Source organism: Streptomyces sp. NPDC048288 (assembly GCF_043201555.1).
In the GTDB taxonomy this organism is placed as follows: domain Bacteria; phylum Actinomycetota; class Actinomycetes; order Streptomycetales; family Streptomycetaceae; genus Streptomyces.
On the sequence record NZ_JBICZD010000004.1, the window covers coordinates 591331 to 615437 of the forward strand.

22 protein-coding genes are annotated in these 24107 nt (G+C 72.0%); 8 read left to right on the top strand and 14 right to left on the bottom strand.

Going from position 1 to position 24107, the window contains the following annotated elements:
- Nucleotides 1–104: 104 nt before the first annotated feature.
- Entirely contained in the window at nt 105–3479 is a 3375-nt protein-coding gene (locus ACGFZS_RS18080) for a pyruvate carboxylase (RefSeq protein WP_393795887.1), read from the top strand.
- A gap of 44 nt (nt 3480–3523) precedes the next feature.
- Here the strand turns inward: ACGFZS_RS18080 and ACGFZS_RS18085 are convergent, their stop codons facing one another.
- The 6 genes from ACGFZS_RS18085 to ACGFZS_RS18110 form a co-directional block, all read right to left on the bottom strand.
- Nucleotides 3524–4501: an SMP-30/gluconolactonase/LRE family protein gene (locus ACGFZS_RS18085; RefSeq protein ID WP_393795888.1), complete on the bottom strand. Its 978-nt coding sequence runs from the start codon at nt 4499–4501 to the stop codon at nt 3524–3526.
- Nucleotides 4502–4655: 154 nt separating this feature from the next.
- Nucleotides 4656–5108, bottom strand: a complete 453-nt coding sequence (locus ACGFZS_RS18090) for a hypothetical protein (protein WP_393795889.1) — start codon at nt 5106–5108, stop codon at nt 4656–4658.
- 40 nt (nt 5109–5148) lie between these two features.
- Nucleotides 5149–5943: a DUF4389 domain-containing protein gene (locus tag ACGFZS_RS18095; protein ID WP_393795890.1), complete on the bottom strand. Its 795-nt coding sequence runs from the start codon at nt 5941–5943 to the stop codon at nt 5149–5151.
- A gap of 87 nt (nt 5944–6030) precedes the next feature.
- Nucleotides 6031–6807, bottom strand: coding sequence for a polysaccharide lyase family 7 protein (locus ACGFZS_RS18100; RefSeq protein ID WP_393795891.1), 777 nt, complete (start codon nt 6805–6807; stop codon nt 6031–6033).
- A 130-nt stretch (nt 6808–6937) separates the two neighbouring features.
- Nucleotides 6938–8152, bottom strand: a complete 1215-nt coding sequence (locus ACGFZS_RS18105; protein ID WP_393795892.1) for a carbohydrate-binding protein — start codon at nt 8150–8152, stop codon at nt 6938–6940.
- 118 nt (nt 8153–8270) lie between these two features.
- The gene (locus tag ACGFZS_RS18110) at nt 8271–9014 is read right to left on the bottom strand and encodes a YqjF family protein (RefSeq protein WP_393795893.1); all 744 of its coding nucleotides are present in this window, start codon (nt 9012–9014) and stop codon (nt 8271–8273) included.
- Between the two features lie 236 nt (nt 9015–9250).
- Here ACGFZS_RS18110 and ACGFZS_RS18115 point away from each other — a divergent pair, with 236 nt between their 5' ends.
- From ACGFZS_RS18115 to ACGFZS_RS18130, 4 genes are all read left to right on the top strand, one after another.
- On the top strand, nt 9251–11062 hold the full coding sequence (locus tag ACGFZS_RS18115) for an FAD-binding dehydrogenase (RefSeq protein WP_393795894.1): 1812 nt from the start codon (nt 9251–9253) through the stop codon (nt 11060–11062).
- A gap of 311 nt (nt 11063–11373) precedes the next feature.
- Nucleotides 11374–12477 (top strand): GNAT family N-acetyltransferase, encoded by a 1104-nt coding sequence (locus tag ACGFZS_RS18120; protein WP_393795895.1) that lies wholly within the window; start codon nt 11374–11376, stop codon nt 12475–12477.
- Nucleotides 12478–12613: 136 nt separating this feature from the next.
- Nucleotides 12614–13438: a PP2C family protein-serine/threonine phosphatase gene (locus ACGFZS_RS18125; protein ID WP_393795896.1), complete on the top strand. Its 825-nt coding sequence runs from the start codon at nt 12614–12616 to the stop codon at nt 13436–13438.
- Nucleotides 13439–13506: 68 nt separating this feature from the next.
- Nucleotides 13507–14511 (top strand): MASE1 domain-containing protein, encoded by a 1005-nt coding sequence (locus ACGFZS_RS18130; RefSeq protein ID WP_393795897.1) that lies wholly within the window; start codon nt 13507–13509, stop codon nt 14509–14511.
- 43 nt (nt 14512–14554) lie between these two features.
- Here the strand turns inward: ACGFZS_RS18130 and ACGFZS_RS18135 are convergent, their stop codons facing one another.
- Nucleotides 14555–15046, bottom strand: a complete 492-nt coding sequence (locus ACGFZS_RS18135; protein ID WP_393795898.1) for a peptidylprolyl isomerase — start codon at nt 15044–15046, stop codon at nt 14555–14557.
- Between the two features lie 10 nt (nt 15047–15056).
- The gene (locus ACGFZS_RS18140) at nt 15057–15674 is read right to left on the bottom strand and encodes an RBBP9/YdeN family alpha/beta hydrolase (protein ID WP_393795899.1); all 618 of its coding nucleotides are present in this window, start codon (nt 15672–15674) and stop codon (nt 15057–15059) included.
- A 123-nt stretch (nt 15675–15797) separates the two neighbouring features.
- Here ACGFZS_RS18140 and ACGFZS_RS18145 point away from each other — a divergent pair, with 123 nt between their 5' ends.
- A complete protein-coding gene (locus ACGFZS_RS18145) occupies nt 15798–16238 on the top strand; it encodes an Lrp/AsnC family transcriptional regulator (RefSeq protein ID WP_393795900.1) in 441 nt (146 codons plus the stop codon).
- On the opposite strand, the gene ACGFZS_RS18150 is transcribed toward ACGFZS_RS18145, so the two are convergent.
- Complete coding sequence (locus ACGFZS_RS18150) at nt 16235–17155, bottom strand: SGNH/GDSL hydrolase family protein (RefSeq protein WP_393795901.1); 921 nt, start codon at nt 17153–17155, stop codon at nt 16235–16237. The genes ACGFZS_RS18145 and ACGFZS_RS18150 overlap by 4 nt on opposite strands.
- 303 nt (nt 17156–17458) lie before the next feature.
- On the opposite strand from ACGFZS_RS18150, the gene ACGFZS_RS18155 reads away from it, so the two are divergent.
- Nucleotides 17459–18160: an SDR family oxidoreductase gene (locus ACGFZS_RS18155; RefSeq protein ID WP_393795902.1), complete on the top strand. Its 702-nt coding sequence runs from the start codon at nt 17459–17461 to the stop codon at nt 18158–18160.
- Between the two features lie 177 nt (nt 18161–18337).
- Complete coding sequence (locus tag ACGFZS_RS18160; RefSeq protein WP_393795903.1) at nt 18338–20473, top strand: discoidin domain-containing protein; 2136 nt, start codon at nt 18338–18340, stop codon at nt 20471–20473.
- Nucleotides 20474–20530: 57 nt separating this feature from the next.
- On the opposite strand, the gene ACGFZS_RS18165 is transcribed toward ACGFZS_RS18160, so the two are convergent.
- From ACGFZS_RS18165 to ACGFZS_RS18185, 5 genes are all read right to left on the bottom strand, one after another.
- Nucleotides 20531–21694 carry an acyltransferase family protein gene (locus ACGFZS_RS18165; RefSeq protein ID WP_393795904.1) on the bottom strand — a complete coding sequence of 388 codons (1164 nt, stop codon included), beginning with the start codon at nt 21692–21694 and terminating at the stop codon, nt 20531–20533.
- Between the two features lie 309 nt (nt 21695–22003).
- On the bottom strand, nt 22004–22474 hold the full coding sequence (locus tag ACGFZS_RS18170) for a hypothetical protein (RefSeq protein ID WP_393795905.1): 471 nt from the start codon (nt 22472–22474) through the stop codon (nt 22004–22006).
- Nucleotides 22458–22949, bottom strand: a complete 492-nt coding sequence (locus tag ACGFZS_RS18175; protein WP_355715419.1) for an RNA polymerase sigma factor — start codon at nt 22947–22949, stop codon at nt 22458–22460. Before ACGFZS_RS18175 ends, ACGFZS_RS18170 begins: the two co-directional genes overlap by 17 nt.
- A 106-nt stretch (nt 22950–23055) precedes the next feature.
- On the bottom strand, nt 23056–23673 hold the full coding sequence (locus tag ACGFZS_RS18180; RefSeq protein ID WP_393795906.1) for a class F sortase: 618 nt from the start codon (nt 23671–23673) through the stop codon (nt 23056–23058).
- Nucleotides 23670–24032, bottom strand: a complete 363-nt coding sequence (locus ACGFZS_RS18185) for a sortase-dependent protein (RefSeq protein ID WP_393795907.1) — start codon at nt 24030–24032, stop codon at nt 23670–23672. The genes ACGFZS_RS18180 and ACGFZS_RS18185 overlap by 4 nt, the downstream gene beginning before the upstream one ends.
- Between the last annotated feature and the right edge of the window lie 75 nt (nt 24033–24107).

Here is a 24107-nt window from a genome sequence, read left to right on the forward strand (position 1 = left end):
TCGCACTTCAGCCACTCCGCGCAACCCCTAATGTTGCGGCGAGCTACGGCAGGGCGCGGCTGACACCATGGTGTTCGTCGCCGGCAGGCTGAAGGGATCCAGGGATGTTCCGCAAGGTGCTGGTCGCCAACCGTGGAGAGATCGCCATCCGCGCGTTCCGCGCGGGTTATGAGCTGGGTGCGCGCACGGTCGCCGTGTTCCCGCACGAGGACCGCAACTCACTGCACCGGCTGAAGGCCGACGAGGCCTACGAGATCGGGGAACCCGGGCACCCGGTGCGCGCCTACCTCTCCGTCGAGGAGATCGTGGGCGCGGCCCGGCGGGCCGGGGCCGACGCCGTCTACCCGGGCTACGGGTTCCTCTCCGAGAACCCGGAACTCGCCCGCGCCTGCGAGGAGGCGGGCATCACCTTCGTCGGGCCGAACGCCCAGACGCTGGAGCTGACCGGCAACAAGGCCCGCGCGGTCGCCGCCGCCCGCGCCGCCGGCGTCCCGGTGCTCGGCTCCTCCCAGCCCTCCAACGACATCGACGAACTGGTGCGCGCCGCCGAGGAGATCGGCTTCCCGCTCTTCGTGAAGGCCGTCGCCGGCGGCGGTGGCCGCGGTATGCGCCGCGTCGAGGACCCGGCGGCGCTGCGCGAGTCCATCGAACAGGCCTCCCGCGAGGCGGCCTCCGCGTTCGGCGACCCGACCGTCTTCCTGGAGAAGGCCGTCGTGGACCCCCGCCACATCGAGGTGCAGATCCTCGCCGACGGCGAGGGCAACGTCATCCACCTCTTCGAGCGGGACTGCTCGCTGCAGCGCCGCCACCAGAAGGTCATCGAGCTGGCCCCGGCGCCCAACCTCGACCCCGAACTGCGCGACCGCATCTGCGCCGACGCCGTGCGTTTCGCCCGCGAGATCGGCTACCGCAACGCCGGCACCGTCGAGTTCCTCCTCGACCCCGCGGGCAACCACGTCTTCATCGAGATGAACCCGCGCATCCAGGTCGAGCACACGGTCACCGAGGAGGTCACCGACGTCGACCTGGTCCAGGCCCAGATGCGCATCGCCTCCGGCGAGACCCTCGCCGACCTCGGGCTCTCCCAGGAGACGGTGAAGCTGCACGGCGCGGCCCTCCAGTGCCGTATCACCACCGAGGACCCGGCCAACGGCTTCCGCCCCGACACCGGCCGGATCAGCGCCTACCGCTCCCCGGGCGGCTCCGGCATCCGGCTGGACGGCGGAACCACCCACGCCGGTACGGAGATCAGCGCGCACTTCGACTCGATGCTGGTCAAGCTCACCTGCCGGGGCCGGGACTTCAAGGCCGCCATCGGCCGCGCCCGGCGCGCCGTCGCCGAGTTCCGCATCCGCGGCGTGGCCACCAACATCCCCTTCCTCCAAGCGGTCCTGGACGACCCGGACTTCCAGGCGGGCCGGATCACCACCTCGTTCATCGAGCAGCGCCCGCACCTGCTCACCGCCCGCTCCTCCGCCGACCGCGGCACCAAGCTGCTCACCTACCTGGCCGACGTCACCGTCAACAAGCCGCACGGCGAGCGCCCCCACCTGATCGAGTCGACCAGCAAGCTGCCCCCGCTGCCGGACGGCGAGCCGCCCGCGGGCTCCCGGCAGCGGCTGGTCGAGCTCGGCCCCGAGGGGTTCGCGCGGGCGCTGCGCGAGTCACCCACCATCGGCATCACCGACACCACCTTCCGCGACGCCCACCAGTCGCTGCTCGCCACCCGGGTACGCACCAAGGACCTCCTCGCCGTCGCCCCGGTGGTCGCCCGCACCCTGCCCGAACTGCTCTCCCTGGAGTGCTGGGGCGGCGCCACCTACGACGTCGCGCTCCGCTTCCTCGCCGAGGACCCCTGGGAGCGGCTCGCCGCGCTGCGCGAGGCCGTCCCCAACATCTGCCTGCAGATGCTGCTGCGCGGCCGCAACACCGTCGGCTACACCCCGTACCCGACCGAGGTGACCGACGCCTTCGTCCAGGAGGCCGCCGCCACCGGCATCGACATCTTCCGCATCTTCGACGCCCTCAACGACGTGGGCCAGATGCGCCCCGCCATCCAGGCGGTACGCGAGACGGGCACCGCGGTCGCCGAGGTGGCCCTCTGCTACACCGCCGACCTGTCCGACCCGCGCGAGCAGCTCTACACCCTCGACTACTACCTGCGGCTCGCCGAGCAGATCGTCGACGCGGGCGCCCACATCCTCGCCGTCAAGGACATGGCCGGCCTGCTGCGCGCCCCGGCCGCCGCCAAGCTGGTCTCCGCGCTGCGCCGGGAGTTCGACCTCCCCGTCCACCTGCACACCCACGACACCGCGGGCGGCCAGCTGGCCACCTACCTGGCCGCGATCCAGGCCGGCGCGGACGCGGTGGACGGCGCGGTGGCCTCCATGGCCGGTACGACCTCGCAGCCGTCCCTCTCGGCGATCGTGGCCGCGACCGACTACTCGGAGCGTCCCACCGGGCTCGACCTGCGGGCGATCGAGGACCTGGAGCCGTACTGGGAGAGCGTCCGCAAGGTCTACGCCCCCTTCGAGGCGGGCCTAGCCTCCCCGACCGGCCGGGTCTACCACCACGAGATCCCGGGCGGCCAGCTCTCCAACCTGCGCACCCAGGCCGTGGCGCTCGGTCTCGGCGACCGCTTCGAGGACATCGAGGCGATGTACGAGGCCGCCGACCGGATCCTCGGCCGCCTGGTCAAGGTCACCCCGTCCTCCAAGGTGGTCGGCGACCTCGCCCTGCACCTGGTCGGCGCCGGGGTGCGGCCGCTGGACTTCGAGGCGACCCCCGACAAGTTCGACATCCCCGACTCGGTCATCGGCTTCCTCCGGGGCGAGCTGGGCACCCCGCCCGGCGGCTGGCCGGAGCCGTTCCGCACCAAGGCCCTCCAGGGCCGCGCCGCGGCCAAGCCCACCCCGGAGCTGTCCGCCGAGGACCGCGAGGGTCTCGCCAAGGAGCCCCGCACCACCCTCAACCGGCTGCTGTTCCCGGCCCCGACCCGCGAGTTCGAGACCCACCGCCAGACCTACGGCGACACCGGCGTCCTCGACAGCAAGGACTTCTTCTACGGGCTGCGCCCGGGCAAGGAGTACGCGGTCGACCTGGAGCCCGGCGTCCGGCTCCTGATCGAGCTCCAGGCGGTCGGCGAGGCCGACGAGCGCGGGATGCGCACCGTGATGTCCACGCTCAACGGCCAGTTGCGGCCCATCCAGATCCGCGACCGGGGCGCTGCCTCCGACATCCCGGCCACCGAGAAGGCCGACCGCGCCAACCCCGGCCATGTCGCGGCCCCGTTCGCCGGTGTCGTCACCCTCGCGGTGGCCGAGGGCGCGGAGGTCGAGGCGGGCGCCACGGTGGCCACGATCGAGGCCATGAAGATGGAGGCCACCATCACCGCCCCGAAGGCCGGCCGAGTCTCCCGGCTCGCCATCAACCGCATCCAGCAGGTGGAGGGCGGCGACCTGCTCGTCGAGATCGCCTGAGCCCCGGCGAGGGGAGGACCGGCCGGGACCGGCCCTCCCCTCGGCTACGGGCGGGCGAAGTGGGCGCGCAGCCGCGCCTTCAGCAGGTTGGGATCCCGCTGGGTGAAGTAGGCGTCGCTCGCCACGAACAGATCCTGGCCGCTCACGGCCAGCGACGTCGGGTTGGACAGACCGTCCTGCACCCCGAGGACGGTGGTGCGGGTGCCGTCCGGGCGGACCAGCGCGACCTCGTTGGACGTGATCAGCGCGGCGAGCACGATGTCCGAGTGCCCGGGGAAGACGAAGTCGTCGATGCCGGGCAGACCGCTCGCCCGCTCCTCGGCGGCGCCCGCCGAGCCGTCGGCGGCGACCGGGATGCGCAGCAGCGTGCCGCGGTCGCTGTTGGTCACCCAGACCGCGTCCTTGTGGACCTTGATCCCGTTGGCGCCGACACCGTCGGCCGTCTCCGGCAGCCCGTCGAGCGCGCCGCCCGCGGCCCACGCGGTCGGCGTGCCGCCGGCCAGCGGTACCCGCCACACCGTGCCCAGGACCGAGTCGGCGGCGTAGAGCACCCCGCGCCGCTCGTCGAGCGCCAGCCCGTTGGGCACCCCGTCCGGCGGCAGCGCGGCGATCTGCTCGGGCGCGCCGCCGCTCGCGGGGATGCGCCAGATGCCCGTCTTGGCGGTGCCGGTGGCGTAGTTGACGTACAGCGTCCCGTCCTCGGCCCGGGCGAGGCCGAGCGTGACGGCGTCATGGACGAGCGGCGTCCTGGGGCGGGACTCGGCGGGCAGGGTCGCCAGCACCCGGATCCGGCGTTCCCGGGTGACCTTGGCGATCTGCCGGGCGGCGGAGAAGGACACGACCACCGAGCCGTTGCGCTCGGCCACCATGTTCTCGGGGGTCTGCCCGGCAGCCAGGTCGAAATGGGCGATGACGTGCGGATTCGAGACGTCCGGCCCGCTGCTCGCGGCCGGGGCCGCCGCGATCAGGCCGATCGCGACCGCGGCCGGGGCGACGACGGCCCGGCGGAGGAATCGGGGCATGTGACCTCTTTCGACGGGAGCGCGGAGCTCCGGCGTACCGGTCACACCAAAATGACGGCAGGCCTGCCACGGCTCCCGGCAGCCCCGGCCGGGACGTCGCCCGCCCGGCGCACGGCCTCGCCCCGCTTGCCGCGCAGCCGGGTGACGGCCCCGCTCAGTTCCACATCGGGTAGCTCATGACCTGGGTGTATCCCTCCGGCCTGGCCCCGGAGTAGGTCAGGTTCATCCGCGTGAAGTGCTGGACGTTCGGGTGCTTCGTCCAGGAGGTGGGGCGGTCGAGCTTCACGGTCACCGGGTACTTGTGGAACTTGCCGGCCGCGCAGTACGGCTTGCAGTCGTTGACCACGTTCACGCCCTGGCCGACCGCCGTGCGGTCGTTCCACCGGGTCCAGCGCATGCCGGTGAGGAGGCTGTTGCCGTCGCCGCAGGCCAGCATGAAGTCGGTCGGCCTGAACCGCTGGTGCCAGAGGCAGTCGACGAGCACCGGGTGCTGGGCCGACGCCCGCGTGGCGGCCGGTGTCGGCGGTGTCGCGGAGGCCGTCGTCATGCCCGCCGTGAGCAGCAGGGCCGCCCCGAGTCCGATCGCCGTTCCCACCACTGGTCGCATGGTCGCTCCCACCCGTTCGCCGTACATGTTCCCTACGACGCTACGACCGTCCTACGAGATGTACCACTTGCGGCGTATTCGCCAGTCCGTTCTCGTGGTAGCCGCCGTCCCGGGAGCCGACCTGGGCGACCAGGCCGAGCACCAGGAAGACCCAGACCAGGACCTTGGCGGGGGTGTCCAGGACCAGGGGCCGGGTGGCGGAGGCGGCCTTCTCCCCGGCGGCCGGCGCGTCGCCGAGCAGCCCCTTCGGGTAGACGGGCGTCAGCATGCTCGCGTAGGCGCCGAACCGCATCCGGTAGCGGGCGACCGCCGCCGTCGCCCCGAAGACCGGCCCCGGCAGCCGTCCCCGCACGATCCCGATGATCCAGAAGATCCAGCCGATCGCGAACCAGCCGGTCGCCGCGAGGTTCGCGATGATCGCCGCCGGGATCATCAGGATCAGCCGGAACAGCACCGCGAGCCGGTTCAGGGAGGTGGGCCGCAGCTCGATCCGCACCGGGTAGTCGGGCGCGGTCAGGGCGAACGGCGGGTAGCGGTCGACCAGGAGCATGGAGCTGGCCGCGATCCGGGTCTCGTACGCCAGGTACTTACCGAGGAACGAGGCGATGCCGTCGGGCAGCCGGCCCAGGACGAGCGCCGCGAACCAGCCGACCACCGTCACGAAGAGCGCCGCGATGCCCAGCAGGGCGAGCACGACGTACTGCGGGATCAGCAGCAGCCAGCGCAGCAGCACCGTCCAGCGGCGCTGCGGCCCGGGCGGCGGGACGTCCAGCGCGGGCCGCCATTCCGGGCCGTCCGCGGTGACGGGAGGACGTGGTCCCCAGTTCTGAGTCATCGGTCCTCCCGTCGTCCGGCCGCGGCGCGGATGGCACCTCCATCGTGCGGCGGAACCACGGCCCCCGCCAGGCCGGGCCGGGCGAACTCAGCCGTGTGTGACGGTCAGTCCGTAGAAGGCGACCCGGGCGCCGTTGGTCGTGCTGTCGGAGGACGACTGGTTGTACGAGCCCGCCTTGAAGTACTGCTTGTACGGGGTGAAGGAGGACGGAATGGCGTAGTGGGTGGTGGTCCCGTTGACGGTCAGGTCGATCGTGTTCCCGCCGGAGACGGCGATGGTGTAGGTCCACGTCTTGCCGATCGGCACATGGCCCACGCTGTGCGAGGTCTGGCCGCCGTCCGGGGAGTTCTCGGTGCCGAGCACGATGTCGCCGTTGGAGCGGTAGTACAGCTCCAGCAGCGGCTTGGTGGAGGAACCGCCGGTACCGAGGTGGATCTGGCCCACGCACACGTTCTTGGTCACCGAGACCACCCGCAGCGTCGCGCTCATCCGGTGGCTGCCGCTCAGCGACCAGTTCGCGGCGCTGCCGTTCCGGTTCATCTCGCGCAGTTCGGAGCGGGCGTAGTGGGAGTTCGGGGTCGTGACGCCCTTCTCCGGCGCCCAGAAGGTCATCGCGCCGTCGCGGGTGTCGGTGTAGAAGTACGCGTCCTGGTAGCCGTTCGCGCCCTGCAGCCGGGACGAGGGGATGGTGGTCGGCGAGCCGGGGGAGCCGACCGGCTCCTGGAGCTGCCATAGGGACAGGTCGAAGTTGCCGCCGGGGGCGACGTCCGGGTTCGCCGCGTCCGCGCTGCCGCCGAGCAGGACGGTGAGGGCGAGGGCCAGGCCCGCGGCGGTCGGCGCCGCGAGCAGCCGGGAACGGTTCACGTGGGGGGTCCTTTCGCCAGGAGGGGGGCGCGCCCGGAATTCATCGACAGTTCATATCTGTGAACACCGGACGCATCCATAACCCTCGATAGCCGTGAAGCTAAAGGTCCGGACCAACCCCGTCAAGAGGTCAGCAGGCGCCCTCGTCCTGCCAGGGGCCCCATTCGGAGGCGCCGGGCACCTCGTTCTGGGTCCACCACTTGGCCTTCCAGTTGTGGCTGTTGTACGAGACCTCGTTCCCGGCCGTGTACACCGCCGTCGAACTCCACGCCGTCTTGCAGGAGGTGGGCGTCGGGGTCGGGGTCGGGGTGGGCGTGGGGGTGGTGGTCGGCGGGGTGACCCCGGCGAACTTCACCGAGTACTTGGCGAAGTCCCAGGCGCTCTGCGCCACGCTGGAGCAGGTCCCGGACGTGGTGCCGTTGTTGTCGACCGGGGTGCACTGGCGGTCGCGGTTCAGGGACCAGAACGTGAAGCGGTCCATGTTGTGGCTCGTGGCGTAGTCCAGCACCGTCTGGAAGTCGGTCTGGGTGAAGTACTCGCCGGTGTCGCTGCGGCCGTTCATCCCGGAGAAGCCCTCGTGGGCGTAGGCGGTCGCCTGGTCCCAGCCGAAGGTGGACTGCAGGATCGCGTTGAAGTTGGTGAGCGCGCTGGTCTGCGAGGCCGCCCCGCTGAAACCGCCGTCGAACGGCATGATGGAGAAGTTGTTGGGCGTGAATCCCTGCGACTTCGCCTCCAGCAGCATCTGCTTGCCGAACCAGCCGGTGCCGTCCGCCGTGCCGGCCGTCGTCACCGACACGTACAGGCCGGGGTTGTTCTGCTGGAGGATCTTCGCGGCGCCGATCTCGTTCTTGATGGCCGCGGTGTTCTCGTACTCCGGCTCCTCCAGGTCGAAGTCGATCGCGTGCAGCCCGTACTTGGTGATCACCTGCTGGTAGGCCGCCGCCGTGGAGGCCGCGTCCGCGCAGGTCTGGCCCAGCTTGGTGCCGCCGTAGCCGCCGATGGAGACGGAGACGTCGCCGCCCTTGGCCCGGATGGTGTTGATCACCGACTGGACGGCGGTGTCCGAGGAGACGGCCGCCGTGCCGCCCCAGGTGGGCGAGCAGCCGCCGCCGTTGGGGGCCAGGACGAACGCCAGCTGGAAGGCCTTGAGGCCGCTGGCGTCCATGATGGCGGCCGCGTCCGGCGGGTTGTTGTCCAGTGGCATCAGGTAGGGGGCGGCCGCGTACCACCGGTTGCTCAGCGCGGTGGTCGCGCCCGAGGCGTCGCTCGCGACGAGTGCCGTGGTGCCGGCGGCGGCGAGGGTGACGGCTGCCGCCGCGCCCAGACATGCGCGAAGGGGTCTCACTGGTGCCTCCAGGGGGCCGGGGAGGTGTGGGGTGGGTCCCAGCTTCCGGAGGTGTCGCGGTCACGTCAATGAATTGGACTGGACCAAAGCTCACTTTGGACTAGACCATGCGATCTCTTTACCTGGGAGGGCGGAGCAGTTCCAGCGTCCCGAACCGCACCTTCACGCCGGGCGACCAGAGGACACTGACCGGCGGCCCGGGGGGCGCGGGCAGGCCGGCCGCCTCGACCAACTCGTCGTCCAGCTCCAGGAGTTCGGCCCGGTGCAGCGGCCAGGCCGGATGCTCGTTCGGCAGATGCGCGGTGCGGCCGTGCCAGGTCACGTGCAGCCCCCAGCGCGCGGTCAGGAAGCGCTCCAGCGGCGAGGGCTCGGCGATCGGCTCCCCTATGCGTACGACCGCCCGGCTCGCGGCCGCCGGGCGCCGCCGTCGGCAGGTGTAGGTGATCACATCGCCCTCGCGGGTCAGCCGCATCGAGGCCCAGACGTACGGCAGCCGGAACCCCGACCGGCCCACCAGTACCGGGAGCAGCCGGGACGCGTCCAGGGACCGGAACACCACCGCGCGCCGGCCCTGCCCGTCCACCGAGTACAGCCGCACGTTCGTCTCGCAGAAGGTGCCCAGGTACGGCAGCCCCGGCCCCGGCCCGAAGCCCGTGCCCCGCATCAGGAACGGCACGAGCCCGACGTACGTGACTCCGTCCAGCGTGTCCGGCCGGGTACCGGCGGGCAGCAGCCCCGCCACTCGCTCGGGCTCCACCGGCCAGTGCAGAAAGGTCAGTTGATGCCACCCCTGGACCATCGTCGGCCACCGTACGGGCCGCGGGGTGGACGGGGTGATGGGCTCGGTCGCCACGGTCTCCATGGCAGAGGGTCCTAGCACGCCAGTGCGAGGCGGCGGGGGGTGGGGTGCGAAGACGCGGAGGTGCGGGGGTGCGGAGTGCGCGCCCAAAGCGGCGGTCAAGAACCGGCATATCCCGGTAACGCAGAACTCTGGTCGCCGCCCACGACCATGGGCTACCGTCGGTAACACCCTGCCGCCCCGGCAGTCCCAGCCTTGTCTCCCGCACCGCCCGCATCCGTACGGAAGGCAGCCCCACCATGGAAAATCCCAGAGCGGTCGCGGACGCGGCCGACAGCTCCCAGCAGGAGTCCCGGTTCAGCCGGCGCCAGGTGCTGACGGTCGCCGGCGGCGCGCTCGCCGGCCTGTCCCTCGGCCAGGCGGGGGCGTTCGCCGCCGAGTCGCAGGACGCGGACGCGATCGTCGTCGGCCACGGCCTCGCCGGACTGGTCGCGACCGCCGAACTCGCCGCCGCCGGCCGCAAGGTGCTGCTGCTCGACCAGGAACCGGAGGCCGGCCTGGGCGGCCAGGCGTTCTGGTCCTTCGGCGGGCTGTTCTTCGTCGACTCCGACGAACAGCGGCTGATGGGGGTCAAGGACTCCCATGACCTCGCCTGGCAGGACTGGCTCGGCACGGCCGGCTTCGACCGGGGGATCGACGACCCGAACGGCCAGGACTACTGGGCGTACAAATGGGCCCAGTCCTATGTGGAGTTCGCCTCCGGGGAGAAGCGGTCCTGGCTCTCCGGACTCGGCGTGCAGTGGTTCCCGATCGTCGGCTGGGCCGAGCGCGGCGGCGGTCTCGCCGACGGCCACGGCAACTCCGTGCCCCGCTTCCACGTCACCTGGGGCACCGGCCCCGCCGTCGTCGAACCCTTCGAGAAGAAGGTGCGGGCGGCCGTCGCCGCCGGCAAGGTGACCTTCAAGTTCCGTTACCGGGTCGACGAGTTGGTGACCACCGGCGGTGCGGTGACCGGGGTGCGGGGCGCGGTCCTGGAGCCCAGCAGCGCGGCCCGCGGCACCGCCAGCTCCCGTACCGTCGTGGGCGACTTCGAACTGCGGGCACCGGTCGTCGTGGTCACCTCGGGCGGTATCGGCGCCAACCACGATCTCGTACGGCAGAACTGGCCGGCCCGGCTCGGCACCCCGCCCAAGACCATGATCACCGGGGTGCCCGCGCACGTGGACGGCCGCATGCTCGGCATCACGGAACAGGCGGGCGGCCGGATCGTCAACCCCGACCGGATGTGGCACTACACCGAGGGCCTGCGCAACTACGCCCCGATCTGGCCCAACCACGGCATCCGCATCCTGCCCGGCCCCTCCTCGATGTGGTTCGACGCGAAGGGCCGCCGGTTCAACACCCCCGACATCCCGGGCTACGACACCCTGCACACGCTCGGGTCGATCACCGCCTCCGGCTACGACTACTCCTGGTTCGTCACCACCCAGAAGATTCTCGCCAAGGAGTTCGCGCTCTCCGGCTCCGAACAGAACCCCGACCTCACCAACAAGAACATCTGGCAACTGCTCTCCCGGATCTGGCAGACACCGGAGCCCATCGAGAAGTTCAAGAACAACGGCGTCGACTTCGTGGTCGCCGACAACCTCGCCGACCTCGTCACCGGCATGAACAAGCTGACCGGCGACAACCTCATCGAACTCGCCGACCTGAAACGCCAGATCGAGGCGCGCGACCGCGAGATCGACAACCCGTACACCAAGGACGTCCAGGTCATGGGCATCCGCAATGCGCTCGACTACATCGGCGACTCGCTCAGCCGCACCGCCTCGATCCACCGGATCCTGGACACCAGCGCCGGCCCGCTCATCGCCGTCCGGCTGAACATCCTCACCCGCAAGACCCTGGGCGGCCTCCAGACCGACCTGTCCGGACGGGTCCTGAACAGCAGCGGGGTGCCCGTACCCGGTCTGTACGCCGCCGGTGAGGTCGCCGGCTTCGGCGGCGGCGGGGTGCACGGCTACCGCTCGCTGGAGGGGACCTTCCTCGGCGGCTGCCTCTTCTCCGGCCGCCAGACGGGACGCGCGGCGGCCGCGGCGACCGCGACCTGACGGAAAGGGCCGGGAAAGTCCGAGTCACCCCACCTCCAACCTGCCCCGAGAGTGGCACCCTTGACAGCGTGCGTACTGTTTCGCGACGTTTGAGCGACACCTCCGGACCGGCGACCCGCTCGCCGGTCACGGACCGAAGGTGTACGGCGGGGAACAGGAGCTGTTCCTGGTAACGGCAGAACGCGGAATTCGCGTTATGGGGGGAGAGCGGTCGCCCATGCGATCCAGAGGCCAGTGCAGAGGTCCGTCCGGGAGCCGGTCCCGGAATCACGTGCCACACACCTCGTCAGCCGAGGGGCGGTTGATCTGAGGTGGACATCACGATCCACAGACCCGGCGAGCTGACCGAGCCGCTCCGCCGGGCCTGGCACCACGCGATGGACGAGTCGCCGGAGTACGCCAACCCTTTTCTGGCTCCGGAGTTCGCGATCGGCGTGGGCAAGCACCGCTCCGGGGTACGGGTGGCGGTCCTGCGTGAGGGCGGGGAGCCGGTCGGCTTCCTCCCGTACGAACGCAACGCGCTGGGCGTCGGCCGGGCCGTCGGGCTCGGGCTCTCCGACTGCCAGGCGCTGGTGCACCGGCCCGGGGTCACCTGGGACGCCCGGGAACTGCTGGGCGCGTGCGGGATGTCGATCTTCGAGTTCGACCATCTGGTCGCCGAGCAGAGACCTTTCGCCCCCCATGTCACCGGCACCTTCGCCTCACCGGTGATCGATGTGAAACCCGGGGACGGCGGCTACCCCGAGTGGCTGCGCGCCACCTACCCGGGCCTGGCGAAGACCACGCTGAAGAAGGAACGGCGCCTCGGCCGTGACATCGGCGAGCTGCGCTTCGAGTTCGACGAGCGGGACCCGGCGGCCCTGCGCACCCTGATGCGCTGGAAGTCCGCCCAGTACCGGCGGACCGGACGCATGGACCGCTTCGCCCGCCCCTGGATCGTCGACCTCGTGGACCACCTCTTCCACGTCCGCGAGGACCACTTCACCGGCGTGCTGTCCGTGCTCTACGCCGGCGACCGGCCGGTGGCCGCGCACTTCGGCCCGCGGTCCGGCACCGTGCTCGCCGCCTGGTTCACCGCGTACGACCCCGAACTGCACTACTACTCACCCGGGTTGATGATGCATCTGCGCACCGCCGAGGCCGCGGCGCGCGGTGGCGTCACCCTCGTGGACCTCGGGCGGGGCGACAAGGAGTACAAGGACTGGCTCAAGACCCGCGAGCTGCGGGTGGGCGAGGGCTTCGCCACCCGGGCCCACCCGGTGGCCACGGCGCACCGGCTGTGGCGCCGCCCGGTCCGCGGACTGCGCAACACCGTCCTCGCCCATCCGCGGCTGCGCGACCCGGCGGACCGGCTGCTGAAGACGGTCGGCACCCTGCGCGCCTCCCGCCGGGCCGACGGCGTGCGCAAGGGGTGACCGCATCGTGCCCCGGCGGCGGCCGACCGCGCCCGGCCGCCGCCGACCGCTTGTCCGCTCTTCGCACTATGATCCTGTAAAGGTAAAAATCCAGGGGTCTGTCCTGGAAGGGCTGTCTCCCCGGCCGGAGTGATCCATGCCCCGCAAGCGCGCGATGGACGACGAGCTGCTGGTCAGACTCAGGTCGCTCACCGCCCAGGCGCGCGAGCGGGCCGAGTACCAGCGCTCGCAGGTCGAGCTGGCCATCGCCCTCCAGCGCGGCATGCTGCCCCGGGACCTGCCCGAGACCCCACGCTGCCATCTGGCCGTCCGGTACGCGCCCGCCTGCTACGGGCTGAACGTGGGCGGCGACTGGTACGACGCCTTCACGCTGCCCGACGGCCGTATCGGCCTGGCCATCGGCGACGTCCAGGGGCACAACATCGAGGCGGCCGCCTTCATGGGCCAGGTCAGGGCGGCCCTGCGGGCCCTCGCCTCGGTGACCGGCGAGCCGGACGAGCTGCTCGCCCGGACGAACGACCTGCTGGTCTCCCTGGGCAGCGAGCTCTTCGCCACCTGCACCTTCATGCGGCTCGACCCGGACACCGGGGTGCTGGAGAGCGCCCGGGCCGGCCACATCCCGTTCGTCTGGGCCACCGCCGACGGGAAGTCCGGGGTCGCCGAGGACGAGGGCGGGCCGCCGCTGGGCATCGAACCCGGCGTCGCGTACCCGGTGTCCCGGTACCGGTTCACCACCGGAGGCATGTTCGTGCTGCTCACCGACGGGGTGGTGGAGGGCCCGTCGATGAGCGTCGAGGAGGGGCTCGCCCAGGTGGTGCGGCTCGCCGGCGTCGCCGCCGTCGCCGGCCTGGAGGCCCAGTCCCTGGCCGCCGCCGTGATCAAGGGCGCGGAACGCGTCGGCCACGAGGACGACGCCGCCGTCCTCGTCGTAGGCCACGACGGCCTGGACCGCCCGCCGTAGCACCCCCCGCCCCGGTCGCGGGTGGCTCCCGCTCGCCGAGTGGGCCGTGGCGGTGTCTGATGGCTGCTGTGGTGGGTATTCAGGAACTGCGCCGCCCGGCTGTCCTGGCCCTGCGGACGCTGGCCGTCGCCACCTGCTACTACGCGGCGGGGCAGCTCGGCCTGCTGTGCCGGCTCACCGTCGAGGGGGCCGTGTTCACCCCCATCTATCCGTCGACGGGTGTGGCGGTGGCCTGTCTGCTCGTCCTCGGTCTGGGCTGCTGGCCGGGCATCATGCTCGGTGCCTTCTTCCTCGTCCTGTCCCTCGGCCCGCCCGAGCTCGACACCGTGGGCATCCTCCTCGGCAACACGGCCGGGCCCGTCTGCGCGTATCTGATGCTGCGCCGGGCCGGTTTCCGGACCGACCTGAGCCGGCTGCGGGACGGCCTCGCGCTGGTGTTCCTCGGGGCGTTCACCGCGATGCTGGTCAGCTCCACCGTCGACGTGGTCACCCTGCTGCTCGCCGGGAAACTCCCCGCGAGCAGTTTCTGGCCGATCTGGCTGGCCTGGTGGGTCGGCGACGCGATGGGCGTGCTGATCGTCACCCCGTTCCTGCTGGTGCTGCTGGGGGCCCGGGGGCTGCCTTCGACGGCCCGCTGGAAGGAGGCCCTGGCCCTCGCGGCCGTCGCCGCCGTCCTGGTCCCGGTGGCCACGCACAGCAACCTGAGCGCGCTCTTCCTCGTCTATCCCCTGCTGATCTGGGCGGCCCTGCGGTTCCGGCTGGCGGGGAGCGTGCTGTGCGCCCTGTTCACCTCGGTCATGGCCACGGTCGCCGCGACGGACGGCATCGGCGCCTTCGCCGGGCTGTCCCAGGTCGAGGTGATGCTGAAGCTGCAGCTGTTCAACGGCGCGCTGGCGCTGACCGCGCTGCTGCTGTCGGCCGTCATCACCGAGCAGCGCACCACCCGGCTCTCCGTCGAGGAGGCCTGCCAGGAACTGGCCGAGGTCCTGGAGCACCTCACCGCGCACGACACCCCCGCCGGGCGCGCCCCGCCGGGGACCGTCGAGCCGCGACGGGAGAACGACGAACGGTGACCGGGCGGGCGCCCGGTCACCGTTGCGGTGGATCGGCCCGTGATCAGACGGTGCCGCTCGCCGTGATCTTGATCTCGGCCTTGGTGGCGCCGCTGCGGGAGCCGTAGCTCTCGATCTTGTCGACGAGGTCCGAGCCCTCGACGACCTCGCCGAAGACCACGTGCTTGCCGTCCAGCCACGGGGTCAGCGCCGTGGTGACGAAGAACTGCGAGCCGTTGGTGTTCGGGCCCGCGTTGGCCATGCTCAGCAGGTACTTGCGGTCGTGCTTGAGCTCGAAGTTCTCGTCCTTGAACTTCTCGCCGTAGATGCTCTTGCCGCCGGTGCCGTCACCGCGCGTGAAGTCGCCGCCCTGGAGCATGAACTCGGGGATGACCCGGTGGAAGCCGGAACCGGCGTAACCGAAGCCGTGCTGCCCGGTGGCGAGCTCGCGGAAGTTGCGGGCCGTCTCGGGCACCACCTTGTCGAACAGGCTGAACACGATCCGGCCGGCCGGCTCGTTGTTGATCGAGATGTCGAAATAAACGTTGTCGCTCATGCAGGTCAACCTATCGCGAACCGCCCGTGGGTCCCTCCCAAGGGGCCGGACCGCCCGAGGTGTCGGCCCCGCGCGGGGCTCGGCCGCCCACCAGCGTCCGCAGCAGTTCCCGGCCGGCCGGCCAGTCGCCGAGCCCGCTCGCGGAGTTGAGGTGCCCGTGCGCACCGACGGAACGCCGGGGCGCCTGCCAGCCCGAGGCCAGCGCGGCGGAGGCCGTGGCATCGCCGTACGGGTCGTCGTCGCTCGCCACCACCAGGGCCGGGCAGGGCAGCGGACGGGCGGACAGGTCCAGGAACGTCGGTGCCCGCGCAGCCGGGAACGCCGGTCCCCGGGGATCGGGCGGCGCGGCCAGGAACGCCGACACCCCCGCGGGCCGTACCCGCTCCAGCCATGCGGCGGCCGCCCAGCAGCCCAGGCTGTGCGCCACCAGCACCACCCGGCCGGCGCCCCGCGCCACCGCGATGTCGTGGGCGGCCCGCACCGCGTCCACCCAGTCCGCCAGCTCCGGCCGGGTCCAGGACCCCGGGGCGATCCGCACCGCCGAGTCCCCCCACGCCCGCTCCCACCGGCTCTGCCAGTGCCCGTCGTCCGACCCGTCGATCCCGGGGATGATGACGTACGCGACCATCGCCGACCGCCCTTTCCCTCGTGACCCGGCGCTCACCGGGCCCGTCCTGCGGGCGATTCTGAAGGAAGCAGTGGCGGCGATCCGGCTCCGCAAGTGATCCAGAGGAAAGTGGGGACGACGACGATGGAATCACTCGACGACATCGACCGCGCCATCCTGGAGCTGCTCCAGACCGAGGGCCGGCTCACCGGGGCCGAGGTGGGACGGCGGGTCGGGCTCTCCCAGCCGGCGGCGGGCGCCCGCATCCAGCGGCTGGAGAAGAGCGGAGTCATCACCGGCTACCGGGCCGTCGTCGCCGCGCCTGCGCTCGGGCTGAACATCCACGCCGTCGTCCGGCTGCGCACCACGCACGCCCAGCTGCCGAAGGCGCTCGCCCTCGCCGACCGGATCCCGGAGGTCGTCTCGACGCTCCGGGTGACCGGCGAGGACTGCCTGCTCTTCGACGTGCACTGCACCCACGCCGAACGCCTGGAGGAGGTGGTGGACTCGCTGGCCCGCCACGGCCCGGTCACCACCTCCCTCGTGCTGCGGAGCTACCCGCACAAGCCGCTGCCCACCACCTAGTGACGCCCGCCGAGACGCTCCAGCACCGCCTGGGCCATGGCCGCCTCGCCCTTGGCGTTGGGGTGGGCGGGAGCCGCCGGTGAGGTCGGCTGGAGGGGCTCGATCCAGCGGTCGGCGGGGGCCTTGCACATGTCGTGGCCGACGGTCGGGCCGTAGGTGTCCACGTACCGGGCGCCGTTCCAGGCGGCGACCAGGCGCAGCATCAGGTTCAGCCGCTTCCCGGTGTCCCGCAGGTAGGGGAAGTCCTTGGCGGCGAAGGGCACGGTCGGGTAGCAGCCGCTGCCGTCGTCGGGCAGCAGGTCGGGGTAGCCGACGACCACGATCCGGGCGTGCGGGGCCCGGGCGCGGACCGCCCGCAGCACCTTGTCGACCTTCGGCGCGGTCTGTGCGATGTTGAGCACCAGCTGGTCGGTGCCGGACGCGTTGTAGTACTGCTGGCAGGGGTTGCCGGTCAGGTCCTTGGAGCTGAGGGCCGCGCAGGTGCCGATGATGGAGCTGAAGCCCACGTCGTTGCCGCCGATCTGGACCGTCACCAGGTCGGTGTCCCGCTGGACGGCGTCCAGCTGGGGGCCGTTGGTGCCCTGCGCCTTCCACATCTCCGCGGTCGTCGCACCGGAACAGCTGACGTCCTTGAACGCGCTGACGTGCCGCGCCGCCGCGACCAGCGAGGGGTAGTTGTGGTCGGAGCGGGCACAGTTGGCGTCCACCTGCGTGGGGATGAGCGGACCCGAGGTGTAGGAGTCGCCGAGCGCCACATAGCTGGTGCCGTGGTCGTGGCCGGACCCGTGGCCGCCGCCGTGCGCCGCGGCCGGAGTGGTGGAGGCGGCCACCAGGGCGCAGCCGCCCAGCGCCGCCGCCACCGTGGCCTTCCGCCGGTGCCGTCTCGCCGAACCGTCCGACGGGGTGCCGTACGCCATGGAATTCCCCCCTGCGCGAGGACGCGCACGGAACCGGTCCCGACGGGTGGCCCGTACGCGTGTGTCGGGGGTCTGTATACCGCCCGGTAGGAGTCCGTAGCCAGGGGTCGGACGGAATGAACTTGATCGAGTAACTACCGCTGCCCGCAAGGAGATAGGGGTCGCCGGGGGTGCGGGCGGGCCACTCCGCGATTGAAGACGGAAACCGATCGGTTTACTATGGCGGCAACGGATGGAAACCGATCGGTTTCCCGCCCTTGTCGATCTCAGTCGACCGCTGTCGGCATCTGGAGTGTGAGTGTCATGACCGCTATCAAGGACTCCGTCGTCCTCGTCACCGGCGGCAGCCGGGGCGTCGGAAAGGCGCTGGTGGAGGAGTTGTACGCGCGCGGCGCCGGCAAGGTCTACGCCACCGCCCGCGACCCGCGCTCCGTCACCCACCCCGACGCGGTGGCGCTGCCCCTGGAGGTCACCGACCCCGGCTCCGTGGCCGCCGTCGTCGAGCGGGTGCAGGACGTCACGGTCCTGGTCAACAACGCCGGGATCGCCCTCGGCACCCAGTTCCTGACCTCGCCGCTCGACGAGATCCGCCGCGAGTTCGAGATCAACTTCTACGGCCCGCTGCTGCTCGCCCGCGCCCTCGTCCCGGTCATCGAGCGCAACGGCGGCGGCCACGTCCTGAACGTCCACTCGGTGCTGTCCTGGGTTGCCGAGGGCGGCGCCTACAGCGCCTCCAAGGCGGCCTTCTGGTCGCAGACCAACAGCCTGCGCCTCGCGCTCAAGCCGCGCGGCATCGGCGTCACCGGCCTGCACATGGGCTACGTGGACACCGACATGGCCGCGCATGCCGAGGGGCCCAAGGCCAAGCCCGAGGACATCGCCGCGGCGGCCCTCGACGGTGTCGAGTCGGACGCCTACGAGGTGCTTGCCGACGACATCACCCGCTGGGCCAAGGGCGCCCTGTCCGGCGACCTCGCCGCCATGTACGCGCAGCGCGGCCTGTGACAGGGCCGGCATCCGCCCCGCGGCCGTCACTGTGACGTGCCGCGGGGCGGCCGCGGTCGAGAAATACGCTCCCGAAGGCTTGTCGCACAGTTGGCTCACCACTTAAATCAAAACCTGAACTAAGCCGTGGGGTGCGGTCGTTGCCCGCACCGCCACGTCCACCTCAGGGAGCCGCTGATGAGACGACTGAGATCCTTGGGCGCAGTGCTCGCCGCCATGGCGGCGCTGCTCGCCCTTCCCACCGCGCACGCGCCGGCCGCCCACGCCGCCGACGCGCCGCTGTCCCAGGGCCGGACGGCCACCGCCTCCTCCGTCGAGAACGCCGGGACCGCCGCGGGCAACGCGGTGGACGGCGACACCGGAACCCGCTGGTCGTCGGCCTTCTCCGACGACCAGTGGCTCCAGGTCGACCTCGGCGCCACCGCCACGGTCAGCCAGGTGGTCCTCGACTGGGAGACCGCCTACGGCAAGGACTACAAGGTCCAGATCTCCGCCGACGGCAGCAACTGGACCGACCTGCGGTCCGTGACCGGCGGCGACGGGGGCACCGACACCCTCACCGTCTCCGGGCAGGGCCGCTACGTCCGGATGCTGGGCGTGCACCGCGCCACCCAGTGGGGCTACTCGCTCTGGGAGTTCCAGGTCTACGGAACCACCACCGGCACGCCCCCGGTCCAGGGCGGCGGCGACCTCGGCCCGAACGTGATCGTCGTCGACCCGTCCACGCCCGACCTCCAGGCGAAGTTCGACTCCGTCTTCGCCCAGCAGGAGTCGGCCCAGTTCGGTACCGGCCGCTACCAGTTCCTGCTCAAGCCGGGCACCTACAACGGCATCAACGCCCAGATCGGCTTCTACACCTCGATCTCCGGCCTCGGCCTCAACCCCGACGACACGCAGATCAACGGCGATGTCACGGTCGACGCGGGCTGGTTCAACGGGAACGCCACGCAGAACTTCTGGCGTTCGGCGGAGAACCTCGCCATCACCCCCTCCAACGGGACGGACCGCTGGGCCGTGGCTCAGGCGGCCCCCTTCCGTCGTATCCACGTCAAGGGCGGCCTCAACCTGGCCCCGAACGGCTACGGCTGGGCCTCCGGCGGGTACATCGCCGACTCGAAGATCGACGGCACGGTCGGCCCGTACTCCCAGCAGCAGTGGTACACCCGGGACAGCTCGGTCGGCGGCTGGACCAACGGCGTCTGGAACATGACCTTCTCCGGGGTCGAGGGCGCGCCCGCCACCAACTTCGACAGCGGCCCGTACACCACGCTGGACACCACCCCGGTCTCGCGGGAGAAGCCCTTCCTCTACCTGGACGGCAGCACCTACAAGGTGTTCGTCCCCGCCAAGCGCACGGGCGCGCGGGGCGTCTCCTGGCCGGCGAACGCGGGCACCTCCCTCCCGCTGGACCAGTTCTACGTCGTCAAGGCCGGCGCCACCGCCGCCACCATCAACCAGGCCCTCGCCCAGGGCCTCAACCTCCTGTTCACCCCGGGCGTCTACCACCTCGACCAGACCATCGACGTCACCCGCGCCAACACCGTGGTCCTCGGCCTGGGCCTGGCCACCCTGGTCCCGGACAACGGCGTCGACGCGATGCACGTCGCCGACGTCGACGGCGTGAAGCTCGCCGGGTTCCTCATCGACGCGGGCCCGGTCAACTCCGACACCCTGCTGCGGATCGGCGACCCGGGCTCCACCGCCGACCACTCCGCCAACCCCACGTCCCTGCAGGACGTGTTCGTGCGCGTCGGCGGCGCCGGACCCGGCCTCGCCACCAACTCGGTCGTGGTCAACAGCAACAACGTGCTCATCGACCACACCTGGCTCTGGCGCGCCGACCACGGCAGCGGAGTCGGCTGGACGGCCAACAGAGCCGACTACGGCCTGCGGGTCAACGGCAACGACGTCCTGGCCACCGGCCTGTTCGTCGAGCACTTCAACAAGTACGACGTCTACTGGAACGGCGAACGCGGCCGCACGATCTTCTTCCAGAACGAGAAGGCGTACGACGCCCCGAACGCCGCCGCCATCACCCATGACGGCGTCGTCGGCTACGCGGCCTACAAGGTCGCCGACACCGTGGGCACGCACGAGGCGTGGGGCCTGGGCAGCTACTGCAACTACACGGCCGACCCGACGATCGTGCAGTCCAACGGCTTCCAGGTACCGACCGGTTCGGGCATCAAGATGCACGACCTGCTGGTGATCTCGCTGGGCGGCATGGGCCAGTACGCCCACGTCGTCAACACCACCGGATCGCCGACCTCGGGGACCAGCACGGTCCCGTCGAAGGTGGTCCAGTTCCCGTAGCCGGCCAGGCCGGACCCGGCTGAGAGCGCCACGGAAAGTGCCGCGACATGCCGTCGGTCACTGCGGCGCCGTCGTGGCTGGTCGCGCAGTTCCCCGCGCCCCTTCGGGGCACTGCCGTGCCGGACGCCGTAGCAGCAGCCGTCGCGCGGGCCGCTCCACACCCTCGTACAGGAGCCAGGACAGGCCCAGCGCCACGGTGAACGCGGCGGCGGTGACGGCAGCGCCGGTGAGCAGGGGGAAACGCGGGCGGGTACCGAGCAGATGGGTGCCCGCCCGCAGCACCAGCAGGTGGATCATGTAGAAGGCGAACGAGAGCTCACCGAGCCGTACCAGCCACCGGCGCCGCCACAGCGAGGGCAGACCGCGCAGGTCCGCGACGGCCGCCGCCGGGATGAGGAGGGCGAAGCCGGTGATGGTGCAGGCGGTGGCCGCGTACTCGTCGGTCATCTGCGGGACCAGGAAGTAGCCGATGACCGCCAGCGCCAGCGAGGCCTCCAGGCCGGGGCCGCGCCATCGGCCGAGCAGCACCAGCCGCGCGGTGGCCGCGCCCAGCGCGAACTCGGGCAGCCGGGCGGCCGGGAAGGAGCTGATCGGCTGGTCCCACCAGTGGTGCGCGTCCGTCCAGGCCAGGGCCAGCACCGCCAGCACCGACAGCGCGGCCAGCACGGTGGCGCCCCGCGCCTCCAGCCGGCGCAGCACCAGCGCCAGCAGCGGGAACGCGGCGTAGAAGAAGGCCTCGCAGGCCAGCGACCAGCTGACCGGGTCCAGGGTCTGCCACCACGGCCGCCACCAGGAGTGCACCAGGAACACGTCGGCCAGGCCCTGCGGCAGGGTCGGCCGCGGCTGGCGGGGCAGCGTGAACGCCATGACCAGCGCGACGGCCATGGTGACCAGGTGCACCGGATAGACCCGGGCCACCCGCCGCCACCAGAAACGCGACGCCCGGTCGCCCGGCCGCGCCGACCACATCAGCACGAACCCGGAGAGCACGAAGAAGAACGACACCCCCGAGGCACCGGCCTCGAACCCCCAGGACACGAAGCGGCCGCCGGTGCCGCCGAAGTACCGGAAATTGTGCACATGCAGTCCGAAGACCAGCACCGCGGCCATCCATCTGAGCCCGGTGAGCGACGGCAGCGAGGGGGCCGGGGCGGACGCCCGGGTACGGGAGGGTGGCGCGGCGGCCGGAGCGGTCGGAGGGGCCTTGGTCGCCGTCGTCATCGAGTCACCTGCCGGAGGGTTCGCGCGTGGAGCATGAAACGGAGCGTTGCCCGTTCCACACCTTTCATTCCGGCCACGTACGAAACATCACACCAACGCCGAGGGACGGCCTCGGCCATACGGGCCGCAGTGGCCGGATGGGCGGGTGCGACCCTACCCGGACGGCCGACCCGGACCGCGGCCCCCGCCGCGCGGCGAAACCCCCTGGTGCGCGGCCCCGGCCCGGTCCTGCGGACCGCGGGCGGCGCACCGGACGACGGCACGGGATGACACGAAGGGATGGCGGTACCCGGCGCCGTGTTGACGCCGCTACGGGCGGGACTCCGTGGCGACGGCGCTCGGCAGGCCGTCCGACGGCAAGTCCCGCGCCGCCGACGGGGTCGTGGAGGCACCACGGGTGGGAGCCTGCGCGCTGCGGCTCCGCGCGGGCGCGACGCTCGGGCTCGGGCTCGGGGCGAGGGTGTCGGGAGCCGGCGACGCCGGGGGACGGGACGGGGACGGGGCCGTGGGGCTGACCGCCGGGGGCGCGAGCGGTACCCGCGGGGACGGCGCTGCCGCGGGCGCCGTCAGATGCAGGGACAGCGCGACGAAGGCGGCGACCGCACAGGTCGCCCCGGCACCGGCCGCCGTGCGGACCAGCCGGCGGCGGCCCGCGGCGCGCCGGATCTCCTCGTAGCGGCCCTGCGGCGGACCGAGGTGGGCGGCGGGCGGCCGGAGGAGGACGGCGAGCGGGTCGTCGGGGGCGTCGAAGTCCGGCTCGTCGTCAAAGCGTGTGGTCAAGGCTTCTCCTCAGATGGACGCGGAGCAGTTCGCGGGCCGCGTGCAGATCGGCCTTGACGGTTCCTTCCTTGCGCCCGGTCAGCGCGGACACCTCCCGGATCGGCATGTCAGCGTAGTAGTGCAGCAGGATCGGGACCCGCAGTCGTTCCGGCAGGGACTGCACCAGCAGTCGTACCGAGGGATCCGCCGGCTCGGCGTGCGGGCGGGTCGCGGCCTCCGAGCCGACCTGGCGCACCGCCCGGCGCTCGCGCTCCAGCTTGCGCCAGTGGTCCCGGACGAGATTGGCCGCGGTGACGTAGAGGAAGCCGCGCGGCTCCTCCACCTTCGTCCACCGGGCCCACAGCCGGGTGAACGCCTCCGAGGCGATCTCGTGGGCCGTCTCGTCGTCGTCGACCAGACGGCGGCACCAGCCGGCCAGGCGCGGATACAGGGCGGCGAACAGCTCGGAGGCCGCCTTGTCTCGGGACCGTTTCAACGTTCTCCAGGGTCGTGGGGGAAATCGGGGGCCCGTGGGTTCCGGGTTCGTGGGGGAAGATGCGGGCCCGGCGGCGTGCGTTGCGCCGGGCCCGCGTCCCGGTGGGTCAGCCGGTGCCCGTCAGCGTGGCGAAGACGATCACGTTGTCGAGGTAGCCGTGCCCGCTGCGCGGGCCGCCGCAGGTGATCAGCCGCAGCTCCGGGCGGTCCACGTCCCCGTACACGTCCTGGGTCGGGAACGCGGACTTGGCCACCGTCCGCACCTCGCCGACGGTGAACACCGCCGACCTGCCGTTCTCCAGACGCGCCACGACCTCGTCGCCCCGGCGCACCTCGGCGAGCCGGCGGAAGACGCCGTCCCCGTAGGCGCCGACCGTGACATGGCCGAGGATCACCGACGGGCCGACCTGCCCCGGAGCGGGGGAGTGGCGGTACCAGCCCGCCCGGTCGTGCGCGGTGACCGGCGGTACCTGCACCGTGCCGTCGGCCGCGAGCCCCAGCCGCAGCAACGGGGTGTCGACCCCGATCGCCGGGACGCGCAGCCGGACCGGCACGGACCGGCCGAGCGCGCGGGGCGCGCCGGGCGTGGCGGACGGCGTGGGCGTCCGCCCCTGGTCCTGGTGGACGGCGGTCGTGGTCGCCCGGTGCGAAGCCTGCCCCGCACAGCCCGCCAGCAGCGAGGCCGTCGCGGCGGTGACGAAGGCGCGCCTGGAGAGCGGGGTCATGCCCCGGTCGCCCGGCGGCGACGGACGGCGAACACCACCGCGCCCGCGGCCAGCGTGACCGCCGCGCCCCCGCCGATCAGCGCGTTCTCGGAGCCGGAACCGGAGGACGACTCGGTCACCCCGGTGTCGGCGGCGCCCCTCGGCACCGCCGCGACCTGGCCCGAGTCCCGGGCCGGGGCCGGGGTCGCCGCCAGGGTGGGCGCGGTGGACGGCACGGCGGACGGTGCATCGGAGGGAGCGGAGGACGGCGCGACGCTGGCGACCGGGCTCGGGGTGGTGCCGTCGGCGAACGCGGGCACGGTGCCGCCCAGCACGGCGGTGCAGGCCAGCGCGGTGGCGCTCAGGACAGTTCGGCGCATGAAGACGCTCTCTTTCGTCGGCCCGCCTGGTCGGGGCGGGCTGAGGAACGGATCGAGCGGAGAGACGACCCGGCG